Origin of the sequence: Kaustia mangrovi (assembly GCF_015482775.1) — a bacterium.
Lineage (GTDB): Bacteria > Pseudomonadota > Alphaproteobacteria > Rhizobiales > Im1 > Kaustia > Kaustia mangrovi.
In genome coordinates, this window is sequence record NZ_CP058214.1 from 1,230,781 (window position 1) to 1,245,141 (window position 14,361).

Consider the following 14,361-nt stretch of genomic DNA (forward strand, 5'->3'; position numbering starts at 1 on the left):
GACGGACGGCTCCCGTTGCGGGCCGGCCCTGCGGATGGCGACGATGGCGAGAGACGGAACGGCGACACGCACGAAGATCATGGACGCGGCGGAGGCGCTGACCCTCGACCATGGCTTCTCCGCCTCCTCCGTCGATCGCATCATCGAACGGGCGGGCGTCACCAAGGGCAGCTTCTTCTATCATTTCGACAGCAAGGCCGCGCTCGCCCGGGCGCTCGTGGAGCGCTACGCGGCGGCGGATCTGGAGCATCTGGAAGGCAACATGGCCCGTGCGGAGGCGCTCTCGCGCGACCCGCTCCAGCAGCTCATCATCTTCGTCGGGTTGTTCCGGGAGGCCGCGGAGGCGCTGACGGAGCCCTATCCGGGGTGCCTGTTCTCCTCCTACATCCACGAGAGCGGTCTCATGGACAGCGCCATCCTCGACATCATTCAGGTTACCATCGACCGCTGGCGCAAGCGCGTGGGGGACAAGATCGATCGGGCCGCCGCGCTCCACCCGCCCCGGCTGCCGGTCGACCTCGCCAGCCTGGCGGACATGCTGACGGTGATCTTCGAGGGGGCGTTCATCGTCTCCAAGGTCATGAAGGACCCCAGGACGGTCGCCCAGCAGCTCGACCATTACCGCAACTATCTGGAGCTGCTCTTCGCCCCCGCCGACACCCGGACCGACGATACCCGGCGCGAAGTCGGCCTCGACGCGTGAGCCGCTGGCGTCAGCCCCTCGACGCGACGACCCTGTCGTGCCAGAAGGCAGCCGCCAGCCCCCAGAAGCCGGCATTGAGGATCAGGGCGCCTGCAAGCATGACGGGCGATGACAGGTCGGCGCCGAAGACAAAGACGGCCGCGACCGTCGCCAGGATGCCGACGATCGGCCCGCGCACCCACCAATGGGGCCGCAACAGGGGTACGGTGAGAAGGAGCCCCCATACGCCGCCCCAGACGGTCTGCTTGTAGAAGAAGGCCGCCGACCGGAAGGTCTCCACCATGGCCGGCGCGTCGATGAGGCCGGCTGCAATGAAGAGATACGCGCCGGCGAAGAAGCCGACCGCGCCCACGCAACCGGACACAAACGACAGGGACAAACCGCGCAAAAGGTCCATGGGAAACACCTCGCCTCAAGCCGGCGGCCGCACCGGATCCGATGCGCCTCGCCCGGCCGGTCCCGCGATCCGCCACAGTGTCAGTACAGGGAGATTATCACGGCCGGCGGGCCGCCAACCCATGACAAGCCCGTGATGCGGGCTTGAGGCACCAAAGGCCCACCGTCCGCACCATGACAGCGTGAACCGGATCCGGCTGATCGATGGGAGGAAATGGTGGAGCCGAGGGGAATCGAACCCCTGACCTCGACATTGCGAACGTCGCGCTCTCCCAACTGAGCTACGGCCCCACGGAATGTGGGCGCTATGTAGGCGTGCGCCGGCCTCCCTGTCAAGACACTGTGAGGCCCCATCGACAGGCTGGCGTCCGACCGCGTCTCGGCTTGAGGATCCGGCGGATATCGGTCCCCGGATCCCGAAGCCGGACTCCCGTCGTCATTCCCGCGAAAGCGGGACGCATGAGCGGAGCGAGAGACATGGATCCCCGCCTTCGCGGGGATGACGGACAGCAAATGCCGAAGCGGGCCATGTGGCCAGCACCTCCCGGATCGCCCCCGGGACGGCATAGGCATGACGGCCGGCGATCCCGGCCCATGCCCCGCCACCAGGAGGAACGTGGGAGAGCCGAGCCGGGCCGTCATTTCAGAACCGAGATGCCACCAGGCGTCCAGTCGGCTTGCACGCGGGCAGTACGGGCGCTACATCTCTGCGTGAACTGACGGACAAGCGCGAGGCGGAGCGAGCAATGAACCCTATTCTCTGGCTGGTCCTCACCGTGATCAACCTCTATATCTGGATCATCATTGCCGGGGCGATCCTGAGCTGGCTTTTCGCCTTCAACATCATCAATGCCGGAAACAGTTTCGTGCGCCAGATCGCCTATACGATCGACGCGCTCACCGAGCCGCTGCTCGGGCCCATCAGGCGCGTCCTGCCCAATCTCGGCGGCATCGACATCTCGCCCGTCATCCTGATCCTGGGCCTGCTCTTCCTGGAGCGCATGATCGTCTATTACGTCGCCGGCGCCCTCTAGGCTCATGGCGGCCCCTGCCGTCTCGCGCGAGGCCGGAGACGGCCTTCTCGTCTTCGCCCGCGTCACGCCCAAGGCCCCGCGCGACGGGATCGACGGCATATGGCGGGGAGACGACGGCCGTCAGGCCGTGAAGGTCCGCGTGCGCGCCGCGCCTGAGAAGGGGGCGGCCAACAAGGCGGTGGCCACCGTGCTCGCAAGGGCGCTCGGGCGGCCGAAATCAGCGGGCGAGGTGGTCGCCGGGCCGAAGGACCGGATGAAGACGGTCCTGATTCGCGGGGATACGAAGGCATTGCAGGCGGCACTTGGCCGCCTGCTTGCCGATAGCCCGTAAGGGATCATTCAAGGAGGCATCGGGGCAGGCTGGCGAGAAACGAGCCCTCGCCGCCCGCCGCGCCGGTCATTCGGCGGCCGTCTGGCTCTCCTGCTGGACGGAGCGCATGATGAGCTCGCGCGCCTCGTCCGGGCCGCCCCAACGCACGATCTCGGTCCACTTGCCGTTCTCCAGATCCTTGTAGTGCTCGAAGAAGTGAGCGATCTGGTGCAGCAGGATATCCGGCAGGTCGGTATAGGTCTCGACCTTGTCGTACATCTTGGTGAGCTTGTGGGACGGCACGGCGATGATCTTCTCGTCCTCGCCGGACTCGTCGCGCATGTAGAACACGCCGACGGGGCGGCAATTGATCACCGAGCCCGGCATGAGCGCGCGCCGGTTGGCGACCAGCACGTCGAGCGGGTCGCCGTCGTCGGCCAGCGTGTGGGGCACGAAGCCGTAATTGCCCGGATACCGCATGGACGTATAGAGGAAGCGGTCGACGACCATGGTGCCCGACGCCTTGTCCATCTCGTACTTGATGGGCTCGCCGCCGATCGGCACCTCGATGATCACATTGATGTCGTCCGGCGGGGTCTTGCCCACGGCAATGGCGTCCAGTCGCATGAAAACACTCTCTTCACGTCGTTGATCAGGGATCTATTGCATCGCACAAATACCGAACCACGGCACAAATGCAAGTCAACACTTGTCGACATGCCATTGTAACGCCGGTTCGGTCTAAAGTGTGACACTCGCAGCCCGCCAACCCAACGAGCCCGGCCATGAGCGAACAGGAAACGCCCAAGCCATCCGCCATGCCGGTCCTCGTCTGGTTCCGGATCGGCTTTCTGATCTTCGGCGGGCCCGCGGCCCACATCGCGCTGATCCATGCGGAAGCGGTCGAGCGCCGCAAGCTCGCCACGGAGGCCGACTTCCTGCGCGGCCTGAGCTTCGCCATGCTGCTGCCGGGCCCGGAGGCGATGCAGCTCGCCACCTATCTCGGCTGGCGCGCCCACGGGCTTGCCGGCGGTCTCGTCGCAGGCCTCGGCTTCATGCTGCCCGGCGCCGCCATCATGATCGCGGCCACGCTGCTCGTCGCGCTCGGCGGAGACACGGCCTGGATGAGCGCCATCTTCTCCGGCATCCGCCCGGTCATCGTGGCCCTCGTCGCGCTGGCGGCCTGGCGCCTGGGCGCACGGGCGCTCGCAACGCCCGCAGCCATGGCCATCGCGCTCGCGGTCTTTCTCGCCCTCGTGCTCACGCCCGTCCCCCTGCCGCTCGCCATCGTGGCCGCGGGCCTTGCGGGCCTCGCCATGCCCTCGCGGCTGATCGTGCCCGACAGCGGGGCGGATGGCGGCGAGGCGGTCATGCCCGGCACGGCCATCCGCAACCGGTCGCTCGCCGTGCTCGCCGCCGGCATTGTCCTGTGGGGCGCCCTCCTTGCGGGCTTCGGCGTCGTCGGCGGCGACATGCCCGTGCTGCCGGACATCGCACGGCTCATGACCACCGCGGCCCTCCTAACCTTCGGCGGCGCCTATGGCGCGGTCACCTATGTGGGCGAGCAGGCCGTCACGGCCTATGGGTGGCTGACGGCGGGGGACCTCGTCGACGGCCTCGCCCTTGCCGAAACGGTGCCCGGCCCGCTCATCATGTTCAACGCCTTCGTCGGCACGCTGGCGGGCTTCCGCGAGGCCGCGGCCATCGCCCCGGCGATCCTCGCGGGGACGGTCGCGGCCCTCTTCACCTTCCTGCCCTCCTTCGCGATGGTGCTCGCCGGCGCGCCCTATGTGGAGGCACTCCACGCCATCGGCGCGGTGAGGCGCGCGCTGGCCGCGATCACCGCGTCCATCGTGGCCGTGATCGCCAAGCTCGCCCTGTTCCTGGCCTCCGCCGTGCTGTGGCCCGGGGGCACGCCCGACTGGCGCGACATCGCCATCGCGCTCGCAGCCCTCGGGCTCCTCGCCACCGGCCGCGTCGCCGCCCACTGGCTGATCCTCGCCGGCGCCCTCCTCGGAGCGCTCGGCCTGTGGATCCAGTCGTCGCCATGACAGGCCCGGACGCGGGGAACGGGCGAGGCCTGGCGCCGCCCCGCGATCAGCTCCTCTTGGGCGCGAAGCTGTCGGGGTCCGCAATCCGCCAGTAGTGCGCGAATGCGGTGGAGTCCGGGTCGTCGAGCAGCACATTCGGCTCGAGGAACGGATAGATCTCGTCGATCGAACGCACCTCCACCGGGCTCAGCCGATGGGCCAGATGATGCGGCTGGAAATCGGTCGGATGGCTCAGGCCGGCGGCCGCGACGAGCTCGCTCAGCGCGTGAACCGTATGGCGGTGGTAGTTGTGGACGCGCTCCGCCTTGTCCGGAACGACGAGGCCGCGCTGGCGGTCGGGGTCCTGCGTGGCGACGCCTGTCGGGCACTTGCCGGTATGGCAGCGCATAGACATCACGCAACCTACCGAGAACATGAAGGCGCGCGCGGCGTTGCACCAGTCCGCACCGATGGCCATGTTCGCCGCGACGGAGAAGCCGCTCACCACCTTGCCGCTGGCGGCGAGCCGGATATCGTCGCGCAGCCCCGTGCCGACCAGGGCGTTTCGCATGATGATGAGCCCCTCGCGCAGGGGCATGCCGAGATGGTTGGAGAATTCCTCCGGCGCCGCGCCCGTGCCGCCTTCGCCGCCGTCCACCACGATGAAGTCGGGCTTGATGCCCGTCTTGCGCATCGCCTTGCAGATCGCCAGAACCTCGTGGGGGTGGCCGACGCACATCTTGAAGCCGGCCGGCTTGCCGCCGGACAGCTCGCGCAGCTTCGCGACGAACTCCAGAAGCTCGACCGGCGAGGAGAAGGCGCTATGGCCGGAGGGCGACACGCAGTCCTCGCCAACCTCGACGCCGCGTGCCTCGGCGATCTCCGGCGTCACCTTCGCCCCCGGCAGCACGCCGCCATGGCCGGGCTTGGCGCCCTGGCTGAGCTTGATCTCGACCATCTTGACCTGTTCCTCGCACGCCTGTTCGGCGAAGCGGTCGGGGTCGAAATGTCCGGTCTTGTCGCGGCAGCCGAAATAGCCCGATCCGATCTCCCAGACGATATCGCCGCCATGGATCCGGTGATACCGGCTGAAACCGCCCTCGCCCGTATCGTGGTAGAAGCCGCCGCGCTTGGCACCCCAGTTGAGCGCCTCCACGGCATGGGCGCCGAGCGCGCCGAAGCTCATGGCGGAGATGTTGAGGACGGACGCCGAATAGGGTTTGGAGCATTGCGGCCCGCCGACCGTGACGCGGAACGGCTCCTTGGCGACCGGCGCCGGCGAGACGGAATGGGTGATCCATTCATACTCGCTGGCATAGGTGTCGAGCTCGGTGCCGAAAGGATGGACGTCGACGGTATCCTTCGCACGCCGGTAGATCAGCGAGCGCTCGTCGCGGTCATAGGGCCGGCCTTCCAGGTCGTCCTCGACGATATACTGGCGAAGGAACGGCCGCAGCCGCTCCGAGATCCAGCGGAAATGCGCAATGACGGGATAGTTGCGCATCAGCGTGTGCTTCGTCTGAACGACGTTCCACACGCCGAGCAGCGCAAGCGGCACCAGCACGATGAGCGGGATGTAGAAACCGCGCCACACGCCGGCGAGCGCCAGGCACAGAAGCGCCAGCACCACGATGCCGGCGAAAGTTCCGTAGCGAACCGTGAAATCCCACAAGCGCGTAGCCGTCATGGCCTGCCCCCTCTGTCTCAGATCCCGTCACCCCCTCTGCTCTAGCACAGGATGGTTAAGGAGATGAGTCCCCGCGGGACAGGAAGCCGATGCGGTCAGGCGGCAGAGCCGGCCTCGCGGGCGTCTTCGTTCCCGCCGGCAGCGCTGCGCTTCAGGATACCGTCATAGATCTCCTCGTCGCGCACCACGCCGACCACGGCGCCCTGCTCGCTGAGGAGCACGGGGAGGCCGGTGGCGCGGCGCGCCTCGATGATCTCGCGCATGCTGGCTGCGACGGGAGCATTGACGAGGGCATGGCGCGCGGCCTGCTTGTCGGCAAGCGTCTCCTCCAGCGACCTGAGCGCAACGGGCTCACCCGCCAGCTCCGGTGCGCGTGGCACCCCGGCGGCAGAAATTTCCACCGTCAGCCCGCGGTCGGGATCGAGCACGACGCGCCCGTCCGTGCGCACGAACCCGTCGAGCCCGGTCATGAGCGCCGCGCCGTCGAGCACGTTCAGCGGGTTCATATGGGCGACGAACTCCGCCACATACTCGTTCGCCGGATTGAGCACGATCTCCTGCGGCGCGCCGTACTGGACGATGCGCCCCTCCTCCAGAATGGCGATCCGGTTGCCGATCTTGAGCGCCTCGTCGAGATCGTGGCTGACGAAGACGATGGTCTTCCTGAGCGTCTGCTGCAGCTCCAGAAGCTCGTCCTGGAGATGGGTGCGGATGAGCGGATCGAGGGCGGAGAACGGCTCGTCCATCAGGAGGATCGGCGCGTCGGTGGCAAAGGCGCGGGCCAGCCCGACGCGCTGCTGCATGCCGCCGGAGAGCTCGTGGGCGTATTTGCCCGACCACTGGTCGAGATGCACGAGGGCGAGCTGCTTGTGGACCCGCTCGCCGCGCTCCAGCTCCGGCACGCCGGCGAGCTCCAGCCCGAAACCGACATTCTCCGCGACCGTGCGCCAGGGAAACAGCGCGAACTGCTGGAACACCATGGCCACGCGCTGCATCCTGAGGCGCCGCAGGGTGGCGGCGTTGCATTGCGTGACGTCGACCATGTCGTCGCCGTCGCGCACCAGAACCTCGCCGCGCACCGGCCGGTTCAGGCCGTTGACGGCACGGATGAGCGTCGACTTTCCCGAGCCCGACAGCCCCATCAGCACGCAGATCTCGCCCTCCTCCACATCGAGGGTCGCATCCGACATGCCGATGACATGGCCGGTCTTCTCCAGGATCTCCGCGCGGCTCGCGCCCTCGTCGAGCAGCGCCACGGCATCCTTCGGCTCATCGCCGAAGACGATGTCCACATGACGGAAGGAAACGGCGGTTCGTGAGGTCATTTGCCCGCTCCCGACGTCTCGGTCCCCGACCGGCAGATGCGGTCGAGGATGATGGCCACGACGACGATGGCGAGCCCCGATTCGAGCCCCATGGGCACGTTCACCGTGTTGAGCGCGCGCACCACCGGCTTGCCGAGCCCGTCGGCGCCGACAAGGGCGGCGATGACCACCATGGACAGCGACAGCATGATGCACTGGGTGAGCCCCGCCATGATGGTCGGCATGGCGTGCGGCAGCTCGACCTTCCACAGGAGCTGGCGCCTGGTCGCGCCGAAGGCCTCGCCCGCCTCGACAAGCTGGGTGGGCACAGAGGTCACGCCCAGATGGGTCAGCCGGATCGGCGCGGGGATCGCGAAGATCACCGTCGCGACGAGGCCCGGCGCGAGGCCGAGCCCGAACAGGACGAGCGCGGGGATCAGATAGACGAAGGTCGGCAGGGTCTGCATCAGGTCGAGAACGGGGCGGATCGCTTGGAAGAGCCACGGCCTGTGCGCCGCGGCGATGCCGACCGGCACGCCGATGGCCATCGACACAGCGGTCGCCCCGATGACGAGCGCGATGGTCTCCACGGTCTCCGACCAGTAGCCCTGATTGATGACGAACAGCAGGCCGATCGCGACGCCGGCGGCGAGTTGCCAGCGGCGGTGGAGCAGATAGGCGAGCCCCGCGGCCAGGACCACGACCACGACGGGCGGCAGCCACAGCACCGCATCGATCACCGTCTCCAGCGACGACTGGATCCCGAGCGCGATGCCGTCGAACAGCCAGTAGAAATAGTCCGTCAGGAAATCGAAGAACTGCTTGCCCCAGTAGCCAATGGGGATCTTGTATCCGGTGAGCCAATCCATGGCCGGACCCCGCTCGTCTCGTGGAACTCACTCCCGGCGGCCACCATTATACACGGCGGCACCGCCCCTCCCCGCGCCCCCTGCCGGGATGCGGGGAGGGCGTGTCGCGTCACGACCCCAGCGCGTCCTTCACCGCGGCACGGCCGTCGCCGCCATCGGCCGCGGTGACGTCCTTCAGCCACGCGTCGAGCACATCCGGATGCGCCTTGAGCCAGGCTTCGGCCGCCGCGCGCGGCTTCTTGCCCTCATCCAGGATCGCGCCCATGATCTCGTTCTCCATGGCCAGCGTGAACGTCATGTTCTCCAGGAGCTTGCCGACATTCGGGCACTCCTTGGTGTAGCCCGCGCGCACATTGGTGTAGACGGTCGCGCCGCCATAGTCGGGCCCGAAGACGTCATCGCCGCCATTCAGGTATTTGAGGTCGAAATTGGCGTTCATCGGATGGGGCTCCCAGCCGAGAAACACGATGTCCTCCTGGCGCTTCGTCGCGCGGGCGACCTGGGACAGCATGCCCTGCTCGGAGGATTCCACGAGCTCGAAGCCGCCGAGCCCGAAGGTGTCGTTCTCGATCATGTCGAGGATCAGCCGGTTGCCGTCATTGCCCGGCTCGATACCGTAGATCTTGCCGCCGAGATCATCCCTGAACTGCGCGATATCGGCGAAGCTCTGAAGGCCCTCCTCATAGGTGTAGGCCGGCACGGCGAGCGTGTATTTCGCGCCCTTCAGGTTGACGCCGACGACCTCCACCGATCCGTCGTCCAGATAGGGCCGGATATCGCCTTCCATGGTCGGCATCCAGTTGCCGAGAAAGACGTCGATATCCTTGTTCTTGAGGCTGGTATAGGTGACCGGCACCGACAGGATCTCCACCTTCGGCTCGTAGCCGAGGGCGTCGAGCACCGCCGACGCGGCCGCCGTGGTCGCGGTGATGTCGGTCCAGCCGACATCGGAGAACCGCACGGTCTTGCACTGGGCCGGCGCTTCGGCCGCGCCGAGCGCCGCTGCGCCGGCGGTGAGCCCAAGCCCCATGGCGAGCGCGCCCAGGGCCGTTGCGATACGAGTTGGCATGAGTCGAAGACCTCCCTTGCTCCAGCATGTCCGGATCGACCGGCCGGACGGTCCGCATCCCGGCGGTGTCCGCCCTCACCCTGTTCGCGCGATCCCCTCCGGCGCCCGGGTTCGCCATGAGGGCCGGCCTGGCACCTCGCGAGGCGCATCCGGGCGTCCGGCGGCTCCGCAACCGATCGATACGCGACGATGATACGCATCTTTTTTAATTGAACAACCAATCAATTTCAATGTAGGACTTGGGGCAGGCTTGAGGAGGGTCAGAATCCATGCCGAAAGTGGGAATGGCGCCGATCCGCCGTCGCCAGCTCATCGATGCCGCAATCTCCGCGATCCACGAATACGGCCTGGCCGATGCGACGGTCGCGCGCATCGCCCGCAAGGCCGGCGTGTCGGCTGGCATCGTCCACCACTATTTCGACGGCAAGAACGACCTCCTGTTCGCCGCCATGCGCTCGCTGCTGGAGGATCTGCGCCGCCAGGCGGTCGCACGGCTTGCCCGGGCGCACACGCCGCGCGAGCGGGCCTATGCCATCATCGATGCGAGCTTCTCCTGCGACCAGTTCTCCGAGGAGGTGATGACCGCCTGGCTTGCGCTCTACGGCTCCGCGCGCCATTCCGACCGCCTCACGCGGATCCTGCGGATCTATGCGCGCCGGCTGCATTCGAACCTGACATCGGCCCTCCTGCCGCTTCTCGGGCGGCGCGAGGCGGAGCGCGTCGCGGAAGGCACCGCCGCCATGATCGACGGGCTGTGGCTGCAATATGCGCTGAAGGGCGGGGTCGATCCGGCCCATCCCCGCCAGATGGCCCGCGACTATGTCGATGCCCAGCTCGCCGTGAAGGCCCGCGTGGAGGCGTGAGGCGGTGTGGGGACCGGTCTCTCGCCCGTGCGCCCTCGTCCCCGCCGTCGCCTCGGCGGAACGGTGAAAACGTGCCGGATAGACAAGGCTTGAGATGAGCGAACAGACTTACGATTTCATCGTCATCGGCGCCGGCTCGGCCGGCTGCGTGCTCGCCGACCGCTTGTCGCAGGACGGTCGGCATTCCGTGCTGGTTCTCGAATATGGCGGCACCGACTGGGGGCCGCTGATCCAGATGCCGGCCGCGCTCTCCTATCCGATGAACATGAAGACCTACGACTGGGGCTACTGGTCGGAGCCGGAACCCCATCTCGGCGGGCGCCGGCTCGCCTGTCCGCGCGGCAAGGTGATCGGCGGGTCGTCCTCGATCAACGGCATGGTCTATGTGCGCGGCCACGCGCTCGACTATGACGGCTGGGAGGAAATGGGCGCGGCAGGCTGGGGCTTCCGCCACGTGCTGCCCTATTTCAAGCGCATGGAGACCTCCCATGGCGGCGAGCCGGGCTGGCGCGGCATGGACGGGCCCATGCACGTCACCCGCGGCCGGCGCGACAATCCGCTGTTCCACGCCTTCGTGGAGGCCGGCAGGCAGGCGGGCTACGAGGTGACGGAGGACTATAACGGCGCCAAGCAGGAAGGCTTCGGCGCCATGGAGATGACGGTGTGGAAGGGCCGGCGCTGGTCGGCGGCCAATGCCTATCTCCGCCCCGCGCTGAGGCGCTCCAATGTGCGCCTCCGGTCGCGCGCGATGGTGCGCCGCATCCTGTTCGAGGGCCGGCGCGCCATCGGCGTCGAATATGTGCACGGGGGCAAGACGCACAAGGTTCTGGCTGGCCGAGAGGTCATCCTGTCGGCCTCCGCGATCAATTCGCCGAAGCTCCTCATGCTGTCGGGCGTGGGCGACGGGGAGCATCTGAAGCGGCACGGCATCGCGCCCGTCCACCATCTTCCGGGCGTCGGCGCCAACCTGCAGGACCATCTGGAGATCTACCTCCAGATGGAGTGCCTCAAGCCGATCACCCTCTACAGCGAGCTCAACCTGGTCTCGAAGGCGCGCATCGGGCTCGAATGGCTGCTCCTCAAGCGCGGGCACGGGGCGACCAACCACTTCGAATCCGCCGCCTTCATCCGCTCGCGCGCCGGCGTGCGCTATCCCGACATCCAGTACCACTTCCTGCCCGTGGCGATCCGCTACGACGGCACCTCGCCGGTCAAGGCACACGGCTTCCAGGCCCATGTGGGGCCTATGCGGTCGACCTCGCGCGGCACGGTCCGCCTGCGCTCAGGCGAACCGGACGTGGCCCCCGCCATCCGTTTCAACTACATGTCGGATCCGCAGGATTGGGAGGATTTCCGAAGCTGCATCCGCCTGACGCGCGAAATCTTCGGCCAGGAGGCCTTCGAGGGCCTGTCCGGCAGGGAGATCGCGCCCGGGCCCGATGTGCGGTCGGACGAGGAGATCGACGCCTTCATCTCCGCGGAGGTGGAGAGCGCCTACCACCCCTGCGGCACCTGCCGCATGGGCGCGAGCGACGATCCCATGGCGGTCGTCGACCCGGAATGCCGCGTGATCGGCGTGGAGGGCCTGCGCGTCATCGACAGCTCGATCATCCCGCGCATCACCAATGGCAACCTGAACGGGCCCTCCCTCCTTATCGGCGAGAAGGGCGCCGACCACGTCCTCGGCCGCACACCGCTTCAGGCGTCCAACCAGCAGCCCTGGATCAGCCCGCGCTGGCGCGACAGCCAGCGCTAGGGCAACTTGGACCCGATCAGCGCCCGGACCTTTAATCGGTTCCGATTGAAGGTCCGCCGATCTGGCGCTGGTGCCTAGGACGACGTCTTGTCCTTCGGCCGGAGCGACTGAGAGCTCTTGGGCTTGCTCCTGCAATGGGCGGAGACCTTCGTGCCGTCCTTGCGCGTATAGCTGTCCACATAGGTGCATTCCGCCCGGCGCTCGCAGGCCGTCTTGTCGAGCCCGCTGCAGTCGGCAGCCTGCACGCTTCCCCCTGCAGCGGCCAGGATGGCCGCCACGCAAAGCAACGCGCCGAACGGCGCGGCGATCCGCACTGTCATGATATCCTCCCCCCGGTATATCCCCGGTCTTGCCTCGCGACCTGGAGCCCAGCCCCCTGAGCCACACGTCAGAGGATATCATGCCCGCCCCTGCACGCCCAGGCAAGTGCTTCCTCGAGCCGGTCATGCCCCCAGAACAGCTCGCCATCGGCGGTCACCATGCTCGGCGCGCCGAAGATGCCGAGCCCGCGCGCCTCGTCCGTCGCCTCCCTGAGACACATCTTGCCCTCGTCGGACTGCGCCTCCGCCAGGACCGCATCGGCCTCCAGCCCAAGCCCCGCCAGCACGTCCACGAGGGTCTCCGGCTCGCCGATCGGCTCGCCACGGCCGAATTCGGCCTCGTAGACGGCCCGGCTGTAGGCCGCGCGCATGGGCGTCACGGCGGAGGTCAGCGCCACGCGGGCCGCCAGCAGGCTGTTCTGGGGAAAGGGATCGGGCCGCCTGAGAGCGAGCCCGCGCGCCGCGCAGATCCGCGCCATGTCGCGCCACATATAGTCGCCCTTGGCGGGATAGATGTTGAAGGGCGAGGTGTCCCACCCCTGCGCCTTGAAGAGAGGCCCGAGCAGGAAGGGCCGCCAGCGCACCGCGACACCCGCCGCCGCGGCCAGATCGTCCACGATCATCGCGGCCGGATAGGAATAGGTCGACGCGAACTCATACCAGAAATCGATGACGGGCCTCGCCATGGCGTCCTCCCTTGGCGCTCGCTCCCCATTGCCGCGCCTTGCGCCGCGTTCTATAAGCCTTGCGCAGGCAAGGTTTCACATTTTCCCCAAGTCGCGAAGAGGCTTCGATGTCGGACGTCAAGAAAGTCGTGCTCGCCTATTCGGGCGGTCTCGACACCTCGATCATTCTCAAATGGCTGCAGACGGCCTATGGCTGCGAGGTGGTCACCTTCACCGCAGATCTCGGCCAGGGCGAGGAGCTCGAGCCGGCCCGCAAGAAGGCGGAGCTGCTCGGCTGCCGCGAGATCTATGTGGAGGATCTGCGCGAGGAATTCGTCCGCGACTTCGTGTTCCCCATGTTCCGCGCCAATGCGGTCTATGAGGGAGTCTACCTGCTCGGCACCTCCATCGCGCGCCCGCTGATCGCCAAGCGGCTGATCGAGATCGCGAAGGAGACCGGGGCCGACGCCGTCGCCCACGGCGCGACCGGCAAGGGCAACGACCAGGTGCGCTTCGAGCTCGCCGCCTATGCGCTCAACCCCGACATCAAGATCATCGCGCCGTGGCGCGACTGGGAGTTCAAGTCCCGCACCGACCTGATCGACTTCGCGGAGAAGCACCAGATCCCGGTGCCGAAGGACAAACGCGGCGAGGCGCCCTTCTCCATCGATGCGAACCTGCTGCACTCCTCCTCTGAGGGCAAGGTTCTGGAGGATCCTTGGGTCGAGCCGCCCGACTACGTGTTCCAGCGCACCGTCGCGCCGGAGGACGCGCCCGACGAGCCGACGATCGTGGAGATCGGCTTTAAGAAGGGCGACGCGGTGTCGATCGACGGCGAGGCGCTGTCGCCGGCGACGATCCTCGCGCGCCTCAACCAGCTCGGCCACGACAACGGGATCGGCCGGCTCGATCTGGTGGAGAACCGCTTTGTCGGCATGAAGTCGCGCGGCATCTACGAGACACCGGGCGGCACCATTCTGCTCGCCGCACACCGTGCCATGGAGTCCATCACGCTCGACCGTGGCGCGGCACACCTCAAGGACGAGCTCATGCCGCGCTATGCGGAGCTCATCTATTACGGTTTCTGGTTCTCGCCGGAGCGCGAGATGCTTCAGGCGGCCATCGACAAGTCCCAGAGCCATGTCGAGGGCACGGTGCGCCTCAAGCTCTACAAGGGCAACGTCATCGTCGTCGGCCGCGAGAGCCCGCAATCGCTCTATTCGGAGGAGCTCGTCACCTTCGAGGACGATGCCGGCGCCTACGACCAGAAGGACGCCGCGGGCTTCATCAAGCTGAATGCCCTCAGGCTGCGCACGCTCGCCGCGCGCGACCGCCGCGGATAGGGCGTAACGACG

At 67.4% G+C, this 14,361-nt stretch carries 15 protein-coding genes and 1 tRNA gene; 7 read left to right on the forward strand and 9 right to left on the reverse strand.

Annotated features, from left to right (window positions below):
• The first annotated feature begins 43 nt into the window (after nt 1–43).
• Nucleotides 44–703, forward strand: a complete 660-nt coding sequence (locus HW532_RS05830; RefSeq protein WP_213163492.1) for a TetR/AcrR family transcriptional regulator — start codon at nt 44–46, stop codon at nt 701–703.
• A 10-nt stretch (nt 704–713) separates the two neighbouring features.
• On the opposite strand, the gene HW532_RS05835 is transcribed toward HW532_RS05830, so the two are convergent.
• Together HW532_RS05835 and HW532_RS05840 are read right to left on the reverse strand one after the other, a co-directional pair.
• Entirely contained in the window at nt 714–1,100 is a 387-nt protein-coding gene (locus HW532_RS05835; protein WP_213163493.1) for a hypothetical protein, read from the reverse strand.
• Nucleotides 1,101–1,314: 214 nt separating this feature from the next.
• Nucleotides 1,315–1,390: transfer RNA gene (locus tag HW532_RS05840), tRNA-Ala, on the reverse strand.
• A gap of 455 nt (nt 1,391–1,845) precedes the next feature.
• Here HW532_RS05840 and HW532_RS05845 point away from each other — a divergent pair.
• Together HW532_RS05845 and HW532_RS05850 are read left to right on the forward strand one after the other, a co-directional pair.
• Nucleotides 1,846–2,133, forward strand: coding sequence for a YggT family protein (locus HW532_RS05845; protein ID WP_213163494.1), 288 nt, complete (start codon nt 1,846–1,848; stop codon nt 2,131–2,133).
• A gap of 4 nt (nt 2,134–2,137) precedes the next feature.
• Nucleotides 2,138–2,464 carry a DUF167 family protein gene (locus HW532_RS05850; protein ID WP_213163495.1) on the forward strand — a complete coding sequence of 109 codons (327 nt, stop codon included), beginning with the start codon at nt 2,138–2,140 and terminating at the stop codon, nt 2,462–2,464.
• A gap of 66 nt (nt 2,465–2,530) precedes the next feature.
• On the opposite strand, the gene ppa is transcribed toward HW532_RS05850, so the two are convergent.
• Nucleotides 2,531–3,070, reverse strand: coding sequence for an inorganic diphosphatase (ppa, locus tag HW532_RS05855; protein WP_213163496.1), 540 nt, complete (start codon nt 3,068–3,070; stop codon nt 2,531–2,533).
• A 158-nt stretch (nt 3,071–3,228) separates the two neighbouring features.
• Between ppa and chrA the strand changes: the two genes are divergently transcribed.
• The gene (gene chrA / locus HW532_RS05860) at nt 3,229–4,494 is read left to right on the forward strand and encodes a chromate efflux transporter (RefSeq protein ID WP_213163497.1); all 1,266 of its coding nucleotides are present in this window, start codon (nt 3,229–3,231) and stop codon (nt 4,492–4,494) included.
• A 46-nt stretch (nt 4,495–4,540) separates the two neighbouring features.
• Here chrA and HW532_RS05865 read toward each other — a convergent pair whose 3' ends face one another.
• From HW532_RS05865 to HW532_RS05880, 4 genes are all read right to left on the reverse strand, one after another.
• On the reverse strand, nt 4,541–6,160 hold the full coding sequence (locus tag HW532_RS05865; RefSeq protein WP_213163498.1) for an FMN-binding glutamate synthase family protein: 1,620 nt from the start codon (nt 6,158–6,160) through the stop codon (nt 4,541–4,543).
• 95 nt (nt 6,161–6,255) lie between these two features.
• Nucleotides 6,256–7,485: a choline ABC transporter ATP-binding protein gene (gene choV / locus HW532_RS05870; protein ID WP_213163499.1), complete on the reverse strand. Its 1,230-nt coding sequence runs from the start codon at nt 7,483–7,485 to the stop codon at nt 6,256–6,258.
• Nucleotides 7,482–8,333 carry a choline ABC transporter permease subunit gene (choW, locus tag HW532_RS05875; RefSeq protein WP_213163500.1) on the reverse strand — a complete coding sequence of 284 codons (852 nt, stop codon included), beginning with the start codon at nt 8,331–8,333 and terminating at the stop codon, nt 7,482–7,484. The genes choV and choW overlap by 4 nt, the downstream gene beginning before the upstream one ends.
• A 109-nt stretch (nt 8,334–8,442) precedes the next feature.
• Entirely contained in the window at nt 8,443–9,402 is a 960-nt protein-coding gene (locus tag HW532_RS05880) for a choline ABC transporter substrate-binding protein (protein WP_213163501.1), read from the reverse strand.
• Nucleotides 9,403–9,671: 269 nt separating this feature from the next.
• Between HW532_RS05880 and betI the strand changes: the two genes are divergently transcribed.
• Nucleotides 9,672–10,265 carry a transcriptional regulator BetI gene (gene betI, locus HW532_RS05885; RefSeq protein WP_213163502.1) on the forward strand — a complete coding sequence of 198 codons (594 nt, stop codon included), beginning with the start codon at nt 9,672–9,674 and terminating at the stop codon, nt 10,263–10,265.
• Between the two features lie 94 nt (nt 10,266–10,359).
• Nucleotides 10,360–12,021 (forward strand): choline dehydrogenase, encoded by a 1,662-nt coding sequence (betA, locus tag HW532_RS05890; RefSeq protein WP_213163503.1) that lies wholly within the window; start codon nt 10,360–10,362, stop codon nt 12,019–12,021.
• A gap of 74 nt (nt 12,022–12,095) precedes the next feature.
• Here betA and HW532_RS05895 read toward each other — a convergent pair whose 3' ends face one another.
• The gene (locus HW532_RS05895; RefSeq protein ID WP_213163504.1) at nt 12,096–12,341 is read right to left on the reverse strand and encodes a hypothetical protein; all 246 of its coding nucleotides are present in this window, start codon (nt 12,339–12,341) and stop codon (nt 12,096–12,098) included.
• 68 nt (nt 12,342–12,409) lie between these two features.
• Nucleotides 12,410–13,027: a 2-hydroxychromene-2-carboxylate isomerase gene (locus HW532_RS05900; protein WP_213163505.1), complete on the reverse strand. Its 618-nt coding sequence runs from the start codon at nt 13,025–13,027 to the stop codon at nt 12,410–12,412.
• Between the two features lie 107 nt (nt 13,028–13,134).
• Here HW532_RS05900 and HW532_RS05905 point away from each other — a divergent pair, with 107 nt between their 5' ends.
• A complete protein-coding gene (locus tag HW532_RS05905; RefSeq protein WP_213163506.1) occupies nt 13,135–14,349 on the forward strand; it encodes an argininosuccinate synthase in 1,215 nt (404 codons plus the stop codon).
• The last annotated feature ends 12 nt before the right edge of the window (nt 14,350–14,361 follow it).

Excerpts from the sequence above, each read along its gene's own strand:
- HW532_RS05830 (WP_213163492.1), top strand. The coding sequence starts at position 44 with ATGGCGAGAGACGGAACGGCGACACGCACGAAGATCATGGACGCGGCG.
- HW532_RS05835 (WP_213163493.1), bottom strand. The coding sequence starts at position 1,100 with ATGGACCTTTTGCGCGGTTTGTCCCTGTCGTTTGTGTCCGGTTGCGTG.
- HW532_RS05845 (WP_213163494.1), top strand. The coding sequence starts at position 1,846 with ATGAACCCTATTCTCTGGCTGGTCCTCACCGTGATCAACCTCTATATC.
- HW532_RS05850 (WP_213163495.1), top strand. The coding sequence starts at position 2,138 with ATGGCGGCCCCTGCCGTCTCGCGCGAGGCCGGAGACGGCCTTCTCGTC.
- ppa (WP_213163496.1), bottom strand. The coding sequence starts at position 3,070 with ATGCGACTGGACGCCATTGCCGTGGGCAAGACCCCGCCGGACGACATC.
- chrA (WP_213163497.1), top strand. The coding sequence starts at position 3,229 with ATGAGCGAACAGGAAACGCCCAAGCCATCCGCCATGCCGGTCCTCGTC.
- HW532_RS05865 (WP_213163498.1), bottom strand. The coding sequence starts at position 6,160 with ATGACGGCTACGCGCTTGTGGGATTTCACGGTTCGCTACGGAACTTTC.
- choV (WP_213163499.1), bottom strand. The coding sequence starts at position 7,485 with ATGACCTCACGAACCGCCGTTTCCTTCCGTCATGTGGACATCGTCTTC.
- choW (WP_213163500.1), bottom strand. The coding sequence starts at position 8,333 with ATGGATTGGCTCACCGGATACAAGATCCCCATTGGCTACTGGGGCAAG.
- HW532_RS05880 (WP_213163501.1), bottom strand. The coding sequence starts at position 9,402 with ATGCCAACTCGTATCGCAACGGCCCTGGGCGCGCTCGCCATGGGGCTT.
- betI (WP_213163502.1), top strand. The coding sequence starts at position 9,672 with ATGCCGAAAGTGGGAATGGCGCCGATCCGCCGTCGCCAGCTCATCGAT.
- betA (WP_213163503.1), top strand. The coding sequence starts at position 10,360 with ATGAGCGAACAGACTTACGATTTCATCGTCATCGGCGCCGGCTCGGCC.
- HW532_RS05895 (WP_213163504.1), bottom strand. The coding sequence starts at position 12,341 with ATGACAGTGCGGATCGCCGCGCCGTTCGGCGCGTTGCTTTGCGTGGCG.
- HW532_RS05900 (WP_213163505.1), bottom strand. The coding sequence starts at position 13,027 with ATGGCGAGGCCCGTCATCGATTTCTGGTATGAGTTCGCGTCGACCTAT.
- HW532_RS05905 (WP_213163506.1), top strand. The coding sequence starts at position 13,135 with ATGTCGGACGTCAAGAAAGTCGTGCTCGCCTATTCGGGCGGTCTCGAC.